Origin of the sequence: Candidatus Merdisoma sp. JLR.KK006 (assembly GCF_036941035.1) — a bacterium.
GTDB lineage: Bacteria > Bacillota > Clostridia > Lachnospirales > Lachnospiraceae > Laedolimicola.
In genome coordinates this window covers 76,028-90,618 of sequence record NZ_JAYMNS010000010.1, presented here as the reverse complement: position 1 = coordinate 90,618, position 14,591 = coordinate 76,028, and the positions used below count along the sequence as shown (strand labels likewise).

16 protein-coding genes and 1 pseudogene are annotated in these 14,591 nt (G+C 45.4%); 1 reads left to right on the top strand and 16 read right to left on the bottom strand.

Annotated elements, in window-relative coordinates; translation table 11 throughout:
* Positions 1–93: 93 nt before the first annotated feature.
* The 11 genes and pseudogenes from VSQ61_RS10250 to VSQ61_RS10200 all read right to left on the bottom strand — a co-directional run bounded on the left by VSQ61_RS10250 (position 94) and on the right by VSQ61_RS10200 (position 9,676).
* On the bottom strand, positions 94–1,428 hold the full coding sequence (locus VSQ61_RS10250) for an MATE family efflux transporter (protein WP_334344328.1): 1,335 nt from the start codon (positions 1,426–1,428) through the stop codon (positions 94–96).
* Positions 1,425–2,264 (bottom strand): GNAT family N-acetyltransferase, encoded by an 840-nt coding sequence (locus tag VSQ61_RS10245; RefSeq protein ID WP_334344327.1) that lies wholly within the window; start codon positions 2,262–2,264, stop codon positions 1,425–1,427. Before VSQ61_RS10245 ends, VSQ61_RS10250 begins: the two co-directional genes overlap by 4 nt.
* A gap of 110 nt (positions 2,265–2,374) precedes the next feature.
* Positions 2,375–3,145, bottom strand: a complete 771-nt coding sequence (locus tag VSQ61_RS10240; protein WP_334344326.1) for a sulfite exporter TauE/SafE family protein — start codon at positions 3,143–3,145, stop codon at positions 2,375–2,377.
* Positions 3,146–3,156: 11 nt separating this feature from the next.
* Complete coding sequence (locus VSQ61_RS10235; protein ID WP_334344325.1) at positions 3,157–3,597, bottom strand: MarR family winged helix-turn-helix transcriptional regulator; 441 nt, start codon at positions 3,595–3,597, stop codon at positions 3,157–3,159.
* A gap of 180 nt (positions 3,598–3,777) precedes the next feature.
* Entirely contained in the window at positions 3,778–5,016 is a 1,239-nt protein-coding gene (locus tag VSQ61_RS10230; RefSeq protein WP_334344324.1) for an ATP-binding protein, read from the bottom strand.
* 289 nt (positions 5,017–5,305) lie between these two features.
* Complete coding sequence (locus tag VSQ61_RS10225; protein WP_334344323.1) at positions 5,306–5,611, bottom strand: hypothetical protein; 306 nt, start codon at positions 5,609–5,611, stop codon at positions 5,306–5,308.
* Positions 5,612–5,647: 36 nt separating this feature from the next.
* Complete coding sequence (locus tag VSQ61_RS10220; RefSeq protein ID WP_334344322.1) at positions 5,648–6,538, bottom strand: hypothetical protein; 891 nt, start codon at positions 6,536–6,538, stop codon at positions 5,648–5,650.
* Between the two features lie 231 nt (positions 6,539–6,769).
* Positions 6,770–7,645 (bottom strand): annotated as a pseudogene (locus VSQ61_RS10215) (ABC transporter ATP-binding protein).
* A 135-nt stretch (positions 7,646–7,780) separates the two neighbouring features.
* Entirely contained in the window at positions 7,781–8,239 is a 459-nt protein-coding gene (locus VSQ61_RS10210) for a hypothetical protein (protein WP_334344321.1), read from the bottom strand.
* A gap of 105 nt (positions 8,240–8,344) precedes the next feature.
* Positions 8,345–8,743, bottom strand: coding sequence for a hypothetical protein (locus VSQ61_RS10205; RefSeq protein ID WP_334344320.1), 399 nt, complete (start codon positions 8,741–8,743; stop codon positions 8,345–8,347).
* Between the two features lie 15 nt (positions 8,744–8,758).
* Positions 8,759–9,676, bottom strand: a complete 918-nt coding sequence (locus VSQ61_RS10200) for a histidine kinase dimerization/phospho-acceptor domain-containing protein (protein WP_334344319.1) — start codon at positions 9,674–9,676, stop codon at positions 8,759–8,761.
* Positions 9,677–9,954: 278 nt separating this feature from the next.
* Between VSQ61_RS10200 and VSQ61_RS10195 the strand changes: the two genes are divergently transcribed.
* Positions 9,955–10,356, top strand: coding sequence for a bacteriohemerythrin (locus tag VSQ61_RS10195; protein ID WP_334344376.1), 402 nt, complete (start codon positions 9,955–9,957; stop codon positions 10,354–10,356).
* Positions 10,357–10,559: 203 nt separating this feature from the next.
* On the opposite strand, the gene VSQ61_RS10190 is transcribed toward VSQ61_RS10195, so the two are convergent.
* From VSQ61_RS10190 to VSQ61_RS10170, 5 genes are all read right to left on the bottom strand, one after another.
* Positions 10,560–11,120: a response regulator transcription factor gene (locus tag VSQ61_RS10190; RefSeq protein ID WP_334344318.1), complete on the bottom strand. Its 561-nt coding sequence runs from the start codon at positions 11,118–11,120 to the stop codon at positions 10,560–10,562.
* Positions 11,121–11,149: 29 nt separating this feature from the next.
* On the bottom strand, positions 11,150–13,117 hold the full coding sequence (locus VSQ61_RS10185; protein ID WP_334344317.1) for a LysM peptidoglycan-binding domain-containing protein: 1,968 nt from the start codon (positions 13,115–13,117) through the stop codon (positions 11,150–11,152).
* Positions 13,118–13,317: 200 nt separating this feature from the next.
* On the bottom strand, positions 13,318–13,728 hold the full coding sequence (locus VSQ61_RS10180; RefSeq protein WP_334344316.1) for a type II toxin-antitoxin system VapC family toxin: 411 nt from the start codon (positions 13,726–13,728) through the stop codon (positions 13,318–13,320).
* Complete coding sequence (locus tag VSQ61_RS10175) at positions 13,712–13,978, bottom strand: hypothetical protein (protein ID WP_334344315.1); 267 nt, start codon at positions 13,976–13,978, stop codon at positions 13,712–13,714. The genes VSQ61_RS10180 and VSQ61_RS10175 overlap by 17 nt, the downstream gene beginning before the upstream one ends.
* Positions 13,979–14,211: 233 nt before the next feature.
* A complete protein-coding gene (locus VSQ61_RS10170) occupies positions 14,212–14,451 on the bottom strand; it encodes a Uma2 family endonuclease (RefSeq protein WP_334344314.1) in 240 nt (79 codons plus the stop codon).
* Between the last annotated feature and the right edge of the window lie 140 nt (positions 14,452–14,591).

The window sequence follows — 14,591 nt, the reverse complement described above, 5'->3', positions numbered from 1 at the left end:
TTGACTTATGGTCAATAACTATTGTACAAAAGATCCGCTGCAATGTCAACCGCTTTTACAGAATTACTTTTACGGGTATTACTTTTGCGGATATCATGATGCCGTCTTCCCATGCCCGAAGAGGAAACATACCGTCAGGGTCAATGTGAGTGCTTCCGCAAGGGGAACCGCAAGCCATACGCCTGTCACCCCGAAAAATTTCGGCAATATCAAAAGAAAAGCCATAATAAATCCAAATGTCCGCAAAAATGAGATCATTGCCGAAACTTTTCCATTTGACAGTGCCGTAAACAATGCCGAGGAAAAAATATTGCATCCGGAAAAGAGAAAACCAAAGGCAAAAATAGTAAATCCTGCTTTTGTAATTTGGAATACATTCTTATTATCCCCTGCGAATATCCGTGCAATATTTTCTCCTGCAAAAAAGGAAAACAAAAATACGCAAAGAGAAACAGCCAGGATAAAGGAAAAACCGATGCGGACGATTTTCTTGAGCTGCTTTGTATTTTTGCTGCCGTAATTATAGCTTATGACAGGAGCGATGCCCATAGAAAATCCAATATAAAGAGCTGTCAATAAAAACTGTGAATATATCATAACGGTAATGGCCGCCACACCGTCCTCGCCTGACAGCTTCATCATTGTCCCGTTGAACAAAAAGGTAGTCACGGCAGCCGCAAGCTGACTTACCATTTCAGAAGCACCATTGGAACAGCTTTTTGCCAAAACCGCAGCATCCATCCTGGTCTTGCAAAAATGCAGCTCGCTTCTTCCGGTGAAAAAAAATATTGTTCCTGCAATCGTTGGTATCATATACCCCATGGCCGTTCCAAGTGCCGCCCCTTTGATCCCCATCTGCATCACGGGGATAAAGATATAATCAAAAACGATATTGGCAAGCCCCGCCAGCACAGAGAGTACAAGTCCCAAATCCGGCTTTCCCGCCGTCACGAAAAGATTCTGATACAGAACCTGCATCATATTGCCCGCAGCAAACAAAAGCTGTATCATCAGATAATCCTTGCAATAAGGGAACAGTATTTCACTGGCCCCCAGACTCCAGATGATTCTGTCAATAAAAATAAGGCCTGCCACCGTGATAACAAGACCCGTTACAATACCCGTTACAATAATGAGCGTAAAGCTGCTTCGGGCCTCCCCGGGCTTTCCGCTTCCCATTTTTTTTGCAACAATGGCACTTCCGCCCGTTCCCAGCATGGTTCCCAGTCCAACAATCATGTTTATGACCGGACACACGATATTGATGGAGGACAGGGCATCTGTGTTTACAAACCGGGCGATAAAAACCGTGTCTACAATGGTATACAATCCCATAAAAAGCATCATAACCATACTGGGAAATGCAAACCTGATAAGAGATAGGGCGTTAAAATTATCTGACAGGGGATTTCTCTGTGTTTCCGTCATAATAAGCTTCCTCCCAGAAGCACAAAACGCTGTACAGGATACCCGTACTCCACAAGCAGTTCTTTTTCCGCAAACCCAAGGCGGCTGTATTCTTCACGATAACCCGTATCCGCCCTGTCGCCCGCACGGTAGGTCGTCAGGGTGATTTCTCTCCCGCAAAGCAGTTCATCCATGAGCTTATGGAGAAACAGCTTTGTGATGCCAAGGTGCCGGTATTGCGGATGAACGGCCAGGAAATCCACGCTGCCCCTATGGGATGAAAATCCCATCACGCCAATCGCCATATCTTCATCCCGCAAAATCAATGCTCTTTTATCATCCATATACTGCTGCAGCTTTTGGATATATTCATCTTTATCAAGACACGGGTATCCGTCAATCGTCAGGTTCACCAGCTCCATCCAATCCTCTGCATCGGAAGATGCGGCAAACCTTATATCCTCTTTTGTAAAATCCGTCCTGACCGTCTCCTCTTTTAAATGGATCTCAAGCTGTAAAGGGTAAAATTCCTTTACCTCCCGAAATTTTGCAGGCGTAGTTTTATACATGGCCTTAAAGACACCCGTGAATGCCTGCTGACTCTCATATCCGCTGACAAGGGCAATCTCGAGAATCGGTTTTTGGGAAAATGTCAAAAGCTTTGCCGCTTCTGTCAGCTGCCGTCTTTGAATATACTCATGGACCGTCAGCCCAACTGTCTTTGTAAAAATACGGTGCAGGTGAAATTGGGAATAGTGCAGTGCCGCCGCAACCTTGTCAAGCTCCAGCTTATTGTTGAGATTGTGTTCTATATACCGGATAGCCTGCGAAACAATGCGAACCGTCTGATCCTGCATCAGGATCCCTCCTTTCTGAATAAAATGGGTTTGCCCGGAAATAAGACAAACCCATTGTAACATAAAGAAATTTTTGTTTTTTCATTATTCTTGCTGCATTTTCATAAATATCATCCCAAATACTGAAAACCAACCATCACAACTCCAAGTACCGTAAGCACCACGCCGGCAGCCCGGTTGAGCACTGCCGGCTCCGCCTTATTGGCAAAGCGTGCCGCCACTCTTGCCCAAAGAAGCGTACTGAGCACACAGAGCACAAGACAGGTCAAATCGCCGATTCCTCCAATGGCAAAATGGCTCACAGAACCGGTAAAAGCCGTAAAGGTCATAATAAACACACTGGTACCCACCGCCGTCTTCAAATCATATCCCAGGAGACTTGTAAGAACCAGAAGCATCATCATGCCGCCGCCCGCACCTACAAATCCGCAGATAAATCCCACCAGCATTCCGCTTAAAATCGACCGGATAAGGCGTTGTTTCAGATCACACTGCTCACTGCTTTCCTTTGTAGTCATGACCGGGCGGACAATAAATTTGATTCCCATCATCAAGGTCATGAACATAGAGAATCCGCCCATAGTACGGTTGGGCACAAAGCTGGACACATAGCTTCCTGCCAAAGTGAATAAAAGCACTGCGGCCATCATCACAGCTCCGTTTTTAATATCCAGATTTTTATTCTTTCCATAAGTCCAGGCGGACACGGCACTGGCAAGAACATCACTGGCAAGGGCAATTCCCACCGCCTGGTAAGCTTCCATTCCAAGAAATGTAATCAACATAGGGCTGATGGCCGCTGCAGCACTCATTCCCGCAAAGCCTGTGCCAAGTCCTGCTCCCATGCCTGCAAAAAAGCAGACGAAAATTTTCGCCAACATATGTATACCTCCTATCCAAGTTCTTTTAATGCCACCACCACATTCTCATCAATCCTCCTGAGACTTTGATTCAAAATCTCCCACTCTTCCTCCGAAAATCCCTGCAACATTCTTTTAAAGCACTGACTTTGAACCTTTTTTAGTTCCAATGCAAAGTTCTCCCCCTCTGGCTCCAGAAAAATCCTCTGGATTCTCCGGCTCTTTGGATCCTTCTCCAGTCTTACCAGCTTCCGCTCCCGCAGTTTTTCCAGGGCATTGGAAACATTTGACTTGGACAGACCTCTGCTGTAAACAATATCCCGGGCCGTGTTCAGAGCAGGATTGTTCTTTACAAATAAAAGGATGTGAACATCAATCATTTGGAGATCATATTCTTTCGCTATTTCTTTGAAAGAAAGATCATAAAGCTTCTTAAAATGGTTCGCATGGGAAATGTAAGTGCCTGTATCCATTTCCGGTTTCCTCCTATTATAGTCACTGTGCGACGACACTAAAGGGCAAAGTCACTTCTTGCTCACTGAAGATAATGATAAGGCAACAGTGTTATAAATATAACTGTTATATTTATAACACTGTTGCCTGTAAAATGCAATACAAATTTTTCAACACCCTACATCACAGATTAACGTTCACTATATCATCCAAATGGGAATCATCAAATCATTACTGTTGAAAGCAGACAAATCCGCCCTTAAGCAGAGCACTCCTCCCCTCTCCCGTGGAAGAGATGCCTTATCCAGAATCGAGAATACACGGATGCCTTTCAGTTCCGGATTGGCTGACCGTTTCACCTCCAGGGGACACAGCCACCCGTCACGCTCCAATATCAGATCAATCTCTTTGCCCTCTTTGTCACGGTAATACCAAAACCGGCAGCCGTTCCTGTCAGCGGCATAAGATTTCATAATCTCGGCTACCGCATAATTTTCCAGAATTCCGCCGCTTAGGGCACCGTTCATCAAAATATCCGGGGAAGCATATCTGGTCAGATAAGCAGCCAGACCCGTATCAAAGAAAAAGAGCTTTGGTGCCTTAATCACACGCCTTAACTTCGGATCCTGATATGGGTAAAGGCAGAACACCAGATGCGTCCGTTCCAATACCTGCAGCCATCTTCTGGCTGTATCGTCAGAGATCAGAACCTCCTGTGCTATCTGATGCAGGTTCAGCATCTGTCCCACACGGCAGGCAGCGGCACGTATAAAATCACCAAACTGCATTTTGTCCGCCAAAGACACCAGCTCCCCTGCATCCCGTTCTATATAGGACTGTAAATAACCGTTGTAAAAGGCATTCCAATCCCCTGGCTTACCACTCTTCGCTGCTCCACAGATATATTCCGGCATGGCTCCTTTCCAGATTCGTTCATACAGATCTTTCAAATCAGCCGGGCTGTGGGTACGCTTTCTCTGAACCAATGCATTCAAATGCACGGAAAACGGTGCCTGCTTTCCGCTTCCGTACATCTCATGCTGAGACAAAAATGACAGAGAACAGGCCGCCACGCCCTCCATGGAGGATTCGCAGAGGGAGGTAAGCTCCGGAAATATCTGAGAGGAAGCCAGCCAGAATGTTCCCGGCTCCGCCCCATTGTCCACCGCAATCTTTATGTAAACCAAAAGCTCCGGTGCATACTGAACCTCATCAATAAAAATGGGCAGGGGATGCATCTGCAAAAACAACACCGGCTCTTTCTTAGCCATCCTCCGTTCCTCAAAATCCTCCAGATTTACATAAGTTCTTTTTTCATCCATAAGTCCCTTTAACAACGTAGTCTTTCCCGCCTGCCGGGGACCCGTCACTACAACACAGGGATATTTCTCTGATAAAACAGGGATTTGCTCCTCCAAATCACGTTTGATATAGTCCATATGCCCTCTCCTTTTTCCGACTATTATTCGATATATTCCAATTATAGTCCAGTTTATCAATTATGTCAACGCATGATTAAATCGTATTTTAGCCATATTCCGCCGTAATGCAAGGTACATTGCTCCATCTACATTAATTGAAATCTTCACTCTGTAAATCAGCCGTTTCCGTAAATCGTTTTCCACCACAGCATATAGCCGATTTTATCTGTACATGCAAAAATCCCGACCTAAGACAATTGCATATCTTACATCGGGATTTTACCATCTCTCTTATCACGTTTTGTCCTTACCGCTTTTTCCAGTAAAGTTCCACTTTAGCTTGTGCTTCCTCCTTGTCCAATGAAAAAACATCTTCCAGAGCTTCTTTCACTTTCTCTTGATTCCTGCCCTCATTTTCCAGCCTTTGAATCAGTTTTTTGATTCCGATTTCCAGCTTCTGTTCTTTGCTTTGAAGCTGTTTTTCCTTGTCCTGTAGCTGCCTATTGCTGTCTTTTAATTGTTTGCTGCTATTTCGTAATTGTCTGTTCAACTCTTTTTTATCATCTTGCAGTTCTTTTATAATTTCTCGATTTAACTTGATTGCTGGTTCCATACTTTCATACACCTCCTCAAGCAATTCCGGTTCTTCTTATAACAGATGCCCGCACGCTTTATAAAGGAACTCCAGAATATCATTCCGTGCATGCTCTGTCAAAAAGCCTTCTTCTTTTCCACGATTTAATATCATGATACATTCTGCCAGGAATTCTGTCAAATCCTCTTTCAGCTTTTTTCTGCCTGTTACCTTGCCGCTCTTTATTCTTCTTGCAAAACGAATCGGCAGAAACGGAATCAGTATGTTCAGGTGTTTTTCTTCTATCTCATGCAGGGAATACTTCTGCACTTTCATCACCGGCACTTGATACAGATGTCTGGAACCATCCTGAAAGTGAAGCGTACAGCTCTCATAATCCGGTGTATTTTTAGAGTGATTCAAATACAACACCACGGATTTTGGAAACGAAAGCTGATTTTCGTTGGAGCTATGTCTAAGGGCTATGTGAGTATCATACTCCAGCATTCGAAATACCATACTTTTATTTGATTTCATCTGGCATTCAAAATGATATAACTCTCCCCCGATACGCAGCAGCAAATCTGCACGGATGGAATGCAGCAGCCTTTCTCCCTTTTCGTGAATGCGGCTTATGGTGTATTCGGTAGAAAGCAGCTGAATCTTTATATTTCTCTGGTATTTTTTATGGAAGTTTTCTTCTATCAACGGCAGTGTAAGCCAGGGATAAAGTTCTACTTCCCTCTTTAGAATCTCATCCCAAAGGAAATACTGTCTTCGAATTTCCGGTGTCAGTTCCTTAAGAATTTCTTCCGGAAGCTCGTCTGTGAACAAGGTTTCTTCTTTCAACAGCCCATCTTCTCTCTGTTTCTTATCCTGGTTCTTATCCTGGTTCTTATTTTTACTCGCATATCCTCCTTTTCCGGATTTGTGAATATCAGCAGCCCTGCGGAAGCATATAGACATCAAGAGATAAGCACCATTTCTCCATACTATCTTCTATTCACAATCCTGTTATTATGATTTGAATGAAAACTATGGCGACCGGCCATAACGGTTGAATAAAACGTATCCAAAGCCTTTAAGAATAACCAGATATGTTACAACGTCATCATAATAACAGATCCATGAATTATATGCGAGCTTTTTCCATCCCTAAAGATATCTATCTAAAATGCACGCTCTAAACAGCCCTCTCTAAGACTTATAATTCGTAATGTAAATATAAGCATCCTCCAACGAAGCCTCACAAGGCTCACATTCTATCTTCGGCCTCTCTTTCGAAATCAGCCGCATCCGAAGCCCTCCATCCATATATTGCTTGGAAGATATCGGATAGCTTCTCTCAAGCTCTCTTGCCTTTACATCATTCTCCACATAACAATTCCACACATGCCCTCTGGCCTTTTCCAAAAGCTTTCGCATTTTACCGGAATAAAGAATTTCTCCCCGCTTCATGACAGCCAGATATTCGCAGGCGGCCGCCAGATCCTCCACCACATGCGTAGAAAACAATACCGTTCGGTTTTCCGAGAAATCCACCAGAAAATTCCGTATTCGTATGCGCTCCTCCGGGTCAAGCCCCGTGGTTGGCTCATCAATAATCAAAAGCTCCGGCTCATGAAGAAGAGCCTGCACAAGCCCCACTCTGCGCTTCATGCCTCCGGAAAGCTGCCTCATCTTCTTCCTGCGGTGCTTTGCCAGATCGACTTTCTCTAAATAATATGCAATGCGTTTCCTGCACTTCTTTCTCGAAACTCCCGACAAATCTCCCATATATTCCAGGCATTCCTGCACAGTCAGATTGGGTTACAAATCAATCTCCTGAGGCAGATACCCGATTTTTCTCTGAAGCTTCTCATAGTTGCTTTCCGTATACGAAATCCCGTCCATCGCCACAGTTCCCTCCGAGGGCGCAAGCACCGTGGTCAGCACCCTCATCAGGGTAGTCTTTCCGGCGCCGTTTTCCCCAAGAAGTCCGAAAATCCCCTTTGGAATCTCCAAATTCCCATGCCTTACTGCAGTTACACCGTTTTTAAAGGTTACTGTCAGATCCTTTATTATAATACTCATCCTTTTTCTCCTTTTCATCCAATCGTCCATACTTGAGGTTCCCATACATATTTCAGGAATATATTTCCATTTTCACAGAAAGGATCTACCCTAGCTTCTTCAATAATTTCGGCATCATCACTGCCATGAAAGCACTCAAACCAATACAAAGAAGCTTCCCGCACATCCAGTCAAAATCTCCCCCGTCCTCAATATTCCGAAACGTATAGGAAAACAGATTCCATTTTCCCAAAAGTCTCTCTCCAAAGGTGGAAGCTCATAAACGGCCCGTAGCCTTTGAAACAGATGAAACATTCCATAGCCCGCCATAGAGAGAAGCTGCAAAAACAATATTTGTATCACCATCCGCTTTCCCACTGCCGCAGCACGCTTATTTATGGGGCAAAGTCTTTGTATCTCTGACCTTTTGCTCGTTATCTCCTGTACATAGGCATCCCCGCAAAAAACCGCAGCAAGCAGCGCCATAGGCGTCTCCAGAGCAATTCCAATCTCGTAAGCGTATGTGACGCCCCTGACAAAGCTTAAAATCATCACAAAAAATACGGCATAGCCAATCTTATAGAGGGGCAGACAGATTTTCAGCTCCTTTTCCATCACATCCTCCTCTTTCTCCACAACCGGATAGATGCTCCTATCAGCGCCAGGGACACAAGCAGCAGCATACTCTGGTTAAACAAAGCCATTGGCGAAGCCTCCGTATCAAAAAACCGCCCCGGAAACCGGACCATAATCGCCAAGGGGCCTCCCATAATACCCGAATACGCCCTCTGCATTCCTGCTTCCCATATTGGAATACACCATATGGAGAATCAGAAGCGGCAATGCCGGCAGAGGATTTTTAAACCAAATGGAAATCAGGCTGTAAATACACACAATCATCAGCATGTTCGGCAAAATATAGAGACAGTCCGCCGCAAGAAAATCCCGGAAGTGTACCTCAAATCCATTTCCCCTGGTACAGATGCGGCAGGCGGCATAAAACACCACATTTAAAATCCCCAGTGCAATCAGACAAACTGTAAATCCTCCTGTAAGCTTTCCTATCACATAAGCTCCGGCACTGACAGGCTTCCAAAATATCCATTCCCATTCCCGCATGCTTGAGACTGTCCTTTACATTCCTTTGATAAAATGCTTTCGTAACCTGATCCATTTCCTCCAAAAATCCGTTTCCGGAACCTGCAAAATAATCCGCTTCTTCTCTCCCTGCCCCAGGATATCCAGTTCCGCCTGAATCTCTTCCTGGAGGCTCCCTGCCGTGACCGGACCCGGCAGCAGTGTTCTCTGCTCCAGACTGTTGAGCTTCTGCATGGTTTCCACAAATACATCCATGCGCTCTATCTGCTTCCTGCTTTCTGCCAGCATTTCCAGAGCCTTTGCGGGATCAATGGTTCCGTCCGGAAGATAGGCGGTCAGCATTTCCAAGTATCCCTTTAAAACGGCCAGGGGCGAACGAACATCATGTGCAATGGCTGCCCGAAGCTCTCTCTCATCCTCAAGCATCCTCCACATTTCCCGATTATTGCCTGCCAGCTCTCCCCGCATCCGTTCAAACTCCCGGCACAGGCTCCCCATCTCATCCTGATTATCATAGGTAATCACAAAGTCCAGCTCATTCTTCGCAATCCGCTTGGAAGCCTGCCTAAGCTCCTCCATGGGAATTCTAAGCTTATGGCGGTAAAAGAGAAATACGGCAAGGCAGGTTCCCGCTATAGACAAAATCAAAACCGTATAAGTATCCAGAAAGTCACAGACTTCATTGAGCGTCCGATCCCATGGGATCATTTCCAGGGAATCCGGTCTTCGAATCTCTGCCAGATAACCGCCCTCTTCCTTTTCGATTGCTTCAAAATAACGCTCCTGATCCGTATACTTCCACCAGATCCGCTGCCGGGTTTTATAAGCAAGCCTTGTAATGGCGGCGGACAGCAAAAAACTGCAGACCAGACTTATTGCCAAATACAAGATAATTGTTTTTCGCACGGAAAGATTTCGTATTCTATCCCTCACGATACGGATTCCTTTTTCCATCGATATCCCATCCCCACACAGTATCAATATATTCCTCTTTTGCATGCCCCTTAAGCATCTTTCGAATCCGGCGGACCAACTCTGTCATCTCCGGCCGTATCCGCTTATTCTACTGACTATTTTAGTCCTGTAAAAATGCTTATGTCCAGCAAAAATTCAGTTCTATGACTGGAGAGCTTTCTTTGCACTAAAAAATAAACTGGTAATTTTTGTACCGGCATGCTATAATGGAAAATCATAAACGCCGTAATAAAGGAGGTTTTCACGTGGTACATTATATGGAGTTTACAGATGATCTGGTGACAGGAAACACCTTGATTGACGGGCAGCATCAGGAACTGATCGGAAAAATCAACGATTTGCTGAGAGCCTGCGAAACGGGGGACGGCAAGGTAAAAGCCTTAAAAACCCTGGATTATCTGGAGGAGTACACGAATTTTCACTTTTCCCAGGAGGAAGCACTCCAGGAGGAAATCGGATATCCGGGTCTTAAGGAGCATCAGGCAAAGCATCAGGAGTTTGTACAGAGCGTAAAGGAACTGTATGAGATGCTGGAAGATCAGGAAGGTCCCACAGATGCCTTTGTTCAGCAGGTGAATAAAAACGTGGTGGATTGGTTTGTCAATCATATCCAAGGCTTTGACCGTTTGGTAGCGGAGTATAAGAAATCTGCAAAATAATCGGGATTTCTGCAAAAAATTGAAATGGCTGAAAAAGAGGGCTGTCGGGAAATAAGACAGAAGACTTTTCTGATACCCAGTGTCCGGCTGTTTGTGTACAGACTGTCCGAACGTTGTAATAAGGAGGGACCCACAAGGTGGGAGGATTCCTTATTGCTAAGGGTATAGAAATGGCTGATGTCTTATTTCACGCCAGCCCCTTTTTATTCCTTTCCCCAGCAATATCCCGTCCCCCACACAGTCTCAATATATTCCGCCTTTGTATGCTCCTTAAGCTTCTTTCGAATCCGGCGGACCAGCTCTGTCACCACCCGGCTGTCCCCCTCGCCGTCGTATCCGCAGATTCGCTCATAGATCCGCTCTCTGTCAAAAACCTGTCCGGGATGCATGGAAAGAAACTCTATGATGTCATATTCCAATTTGGTCAATACCAGACAATTTTCTCCCACCTGCACGGTCCGTGCGGTATAATCAATGGACAATTCCCCCAAAAATCGGTATTTGGACTTTGTTCTATGCCGTTCCTCCCGCTTTAAACGGGCAATAATCCTGGCTTCCAGCTCCTTTAGGCTAAAGGGCTTTAAGATATAATCATCCCCGCCGGAAAGCAGGCCGTTTACCCGATCCTGCTCATCCTCAGCCCTCTTTAACGCCTCGTGACCGTCCTCTGCCGTAAGTACGGAATATTTTCGAATCTCCAGATAGCTTTTCAACATTTTCAAAAGTGCTTTATCATCATCCACAATGAGAATGGTGTAGCTCATGTGTTCTTAACTCTTTTCTCCTATCCTCACTATACCAGCCACTCCCTTGGAATCTTAAGCATCTGCCCGGGAATCAGCAATTCCGGATTCTCAATCTCATTGACAGCCATAAGCTCCGGATAGCGGTTCCCGTCTCCCGTATATTCCTCCGCCAGTGTATACAGACAATCCCCTCTCTCCACTCTGCGTTCACAGGGCATCCAGGTAAAATCCGTTAAAAATTCATCCACCTCAAAGAGGGAGGGCCGATAATTATCTCCCTTATTTGTAAATACCATCAGCCATTCCGCTTTATAGCCTGTCTCTTCTGAATACTGAATAGGCAGTGCCACTACGTTATCAATCATTCCATATCTGTCCCCAACCGCCGCACGAGCCAGCATATCATCCCGATAGTGTACCAGCCAGGTCCCCGGCTGCCTGCTCTTTTTGGAGATCATGGTTCTCACATGAACATCATCCTTGTAGCTCTGTCCCGGGTGGAGCCAGTGAGCCCCTTCGATTCCAAGCCATACCTCATGTCCCGTATCCTTTACAAAGTTTCCATGCTCATCCAGATAATCCTCAATATCCGTAAGATCCCCCGGAACCCGCAAAAGCCATACCTGTAATTTTGAAAGCTCCCCCTCCGGCTCTTCTTTGGTCTCCTGCTCCATGCAGAGGGCATAGGGCGACACCTGACGAATGGAATATCCGGGCTCTCCCTTAAGAAAGAACTCCTCACACAGATACGCATCCTCCCGTCCCGCCGTAAGCTCAGATTCCGTCACTCCAAGAGGAATCAGCGGCAGCTTCTCTTTCGCTTCCTCCAAATCAAACTCCCAATTATTCCCAACACCGGAAACACTCTCATGATCCGCCATCCAGCGTTCCAGTTCCTCCGGATTAAGCTCCGTCACACTCTCATGACGCATGGAGCCTTTTGCCGTACCCTCTAAGGTGACACAGCCGCTGACCGTATGAATCCAGAAAAGGGTATCTCCGGCAATGGCATAGGTATCCTCCACACCCTCCTCCAGAATGGAAATATTCCCTTTATTATAGCAGTTTTCCAGGTTATTCCACCCCATATGGCCACAGATTCCCCCTGCCCTGGCTCTCTCATACCAGTCCGGTTCCTCCGGATAAATATACCCTTTCTGGTATTGAACCGACACCTCTCCCTCATTTCCGCACTCATAGATATTGGCACAGTCATTGTAGGCACAGATGCCCCCGGCCTCCCATGTTCCACGCACATTTCCATAATTCACACAATTTCGAATCTCCGGAACAATGGGGTCCTCCTCACTCTCTCCCTCCAGAACCTTGCATTTGCTAAGGCCTGCAATGCCTCCGGCGCCATAGTCCCCAAGGCTCTCCACCACAACCTCCGCCCGGTTCACACAATTCTCAATAAGGCCGCGGTTGATCCCGGCCATGCCTCCCACATAGCAGTCCGTTCCCTCTACCCGCCCCCTTGTCTCACAGTTTCGGATGGTTCCATAATTTATCATACAGAGCATGCCTACGCCATACTCATCCATTTCCCACACAAGGGACGGTGCCTCAAAGGTAAGGTTTCTCACCTCCCCCTGCCGTTCGATGCAGACAAACATTCCATTGCCGGCCTCCATAGCCCAGGTGATTGTATGACCGTTCCCCTCAAAGGTTCCGTTGTAATTCAAAATCGCCTGGCGGATATAGGGGTGCCCCTTTAAGCGATACCTCTCATCCTCCTGCATATTCAGATCCGCCATCAGCCTGGCATCCACCGCCGCAGCCGCCTCATAGTCCTCTTCTTCCTTTGAGGCCCGATTCATATAGCCTGCAAAGCGAAGATAATCCTTGGCATTATAGATCTCAAATACCCCATCCGCATAGCAGGGATCTTCCTCTATGGATGCACATAGGGGATCTTCTGCAGTCTCCCGAAATCCCAGCGGTACGGGAAGAAAAAAGGCAGCTATTGACAGCAACAGTACGGCTCCCAAAATAACTTTCCAGCGTAATGTCATGTTCTGCCCTCCGTTTTATGGTATTTGGCATTTTATTTTTTCCTGGTTTTACATTCCAGTTATTTTCCCTTTGCCATCTTTATTATGACACTTGTTTTTCTTAATGCCAATAGATATTTCTAATATTTTATCGTCTTATTTCGTAATGCAGGCAATGAAAAAGCACTATCCAAATCCATGAATAATGCTTCCTTTCATCCCTATTTCATAACTGTCAAAAAATCCTCCGGCGAAATTGCCGGAACCTCCGAATTACTAAAATCAGCCGCATTTCTTGTAACAATATATTTTGCTCCGACATTTTTTGCACACCGATCCTGCAGGCAGTCTTCAAAATCCTTGAACTTCGTCATTCGGATTGCCCTTAGCACCTCATCATGATTTACTCCTGCCACTGTCAGAAATTCACATATATCAATAAGCCATTTTCTTCTCATATCCTCCGGAATCTTCCGTAGAATATACCACAAATTCGGAATCGAATGAAATGCCATATATCCTGTTAATTCTCCACTGGCACATTTTTCAATCACCTTTGAAGACGCCTCAAAGAATGGCTCTCTGGTAGTAAGAAAATCTATGATTACATTTGTATCAATTAATATTACCATATCTCTCAGCTCTCGCCTCCTCCAACTCCCGTTCCGGATCAAAATCCTCCGGCAGATATTTCTTTATTTCAGTTCTGGCATCCTCCAGCCGCATAAAAGCCCGCATCTTAGCATTTTCATTCATGGGCCTGACAGATGCCGCATAGGATTGCTGGGGCATCAGTCTTTGGATAATCTCTATGAGAAAGCGTATATTATCATCTGACAATCCACTTATCATCTGTACTGCCTGCTTCTGTAAATCCGACATAACAACTCACTCCTTTCCTTAGATCTGCACATGTTTTTTGTGCATAAAGGGATACCCGTAGGGTGTTTCCTTAGATCTGCACATGCTTTTTGTGCATAGAGATACTCGCAGGGTGTTTCCTTGCCTTTCATTATAGCTGATCCAATTAAAAATGCAACCGCCATCCCTATCCCCACCCACAAAAACGGAGCTGCCGCTCCAATAGCTTAACAGCTATTTTCACAACAGCTCCCCTATTCTTCTATCTCCTGCTGCCTGTACAACTCCATCTTCTCGCCACGATCATAATTTTCCGTAGTAGGTGAAATTACCTCCATAACAAAGCGGGGCGCATCAATAAAGGTATTTCCACGCCTTGATTTTATACGGCAATTTATGGATGCATCTGGAATAACGGCTTTTTCTTCTTCGTCATCTGTTTTGAACCTATATTGTACATTATCTGAAAAAACGTAGCAGGTACTATTTTTCATCTGTTTTCATTACTAGTAGTCCGTATCGGAAATATGCACAAGGATTTCCGGTACGGACTACTAGGATTTCCAGAAGTACCAGGGTCAAAGCCCGCAGGAAATCCGTTATCAGCTGGGAGAAAAGATTTGCATGAACATAA

Excerpts from the sequence above, each read along its gene's own strand:
- VSQ61_RS10250 (WP_334344328.1), bottom strand. The coding sequence starts at position 1,428 with ATGACGGAAACACAGAGAAATCCCCTGTCAGATAATTTTAACGCCCTA.
- VSQ61_RS10245 (WP_334344327.1), bottom strand. The coding sequence starts at position 2,264 with ATGCAGGATCAGACGGTTCGCATTGTTTCGCAGGCTATCCGGTATATA.
- VSQ61_RS10240 (WP_334344326.1), bottom strand. The coding sequence starts at position 3,145 with ATGTTGGCGAAAATTTTCGTCTGCTTTTTTGCAGGCATGGGAGCAGGA.
- VSQ61_RS10235 (WP_334344325.1), bottom strand. The coding sequence starts at position 3,597 with ATGGATACAGGCACTTACATTTCCCATGCGAACCATTTTAAGAAGCTT.
- VSQ61_RS10230 (WP_334344324.1), bottom strand. The coding sequence starts at position 5,016 with ATGGACTATATCAAACGTGATTTGGAGGAGCAAATCCCTGTTTTATCA.
- VSQ61_RS10225 (WP_334344323.1), bottom strand. The coding sequence starts at position 5,611 with ATGGAACCAGCAATCAAGTTAAATCGAGAAATTATAAAAGAACTGCAA.
- VSQ61_RS10220 (WP_334344322.1), bottom strand. The coding sequence starts at position 6,538 with ATGTCTATATGCTTCCGCAGGGCTGCTGATATTCACAAATCCGGAAAA.
- VSQ61_RS10210 (WP_334344321.1), bottom strand. The coding sequence starts at position 8,239 with ATGGAAAAGGAGCTGAAAATCTGTCTGCCCCTCTATAAGATTGGCTAT.
- VSQ61_RS10205 (WP_334344320.1), bottom strand. The coding sequence starts at position 8,743 with ATGCGGGAATGGGAATGGATATTTTGGAAGCCTGTCAGTGCCGGAGCT.
- VSQ61_RS10200 (WP_334344319.1), bottom strand. The coding sequence starts at position 9,676 with ATGGAAAAAGGAATCCGTATCGTGAGGGATAGAATACGAAATCTTTCC.
- VSQ61_RS10195 (WP_334344376.1), top strand. The coding sequence starts at position 9,955 with ATGGAGTTTACAGATGATCTGGTGACAGGAAACACCTTGATTGACGGG.
- VSQ61_RS10190 (WP_334344318.1), bottom strand. The coding sequence starts at position 11,120 with ATGAGCTACACCATTCTCATTGTGGATGATGATAAAGCACTTTTGAAA.
- VSQ61_RS10185 (WP_334344317.1), bottom strand. The coding sequence starts at position 13,117 with ATGACATTACGCTGGAAAGTTATTTTGGGAGCCGTACTGTTGCTGTCA.
- VSQ61_RS10180 (WP_334344316.1), bottom strand. The coding sequence starts at position 13,728 with ATGGTAATATTAATTGATACAAATGTAATCATAGATTTTCTTACTACC.
- VSQ61_RS10175 (WP_334344315.1), bottom strand. The coding sequence starts at position 13,978 with ATGTCGGATTTACAGAAGCAGGCAGTACAGATGATAAGTGGATTGTCA.
- VSQ61_RS10170 (WP_334344314.1), bottom strand. The coding sequence starts at position 14,451 with ATGAAAAATAGTACCTGCTACGTTTTTTCAGATAATGTACAATATAGG.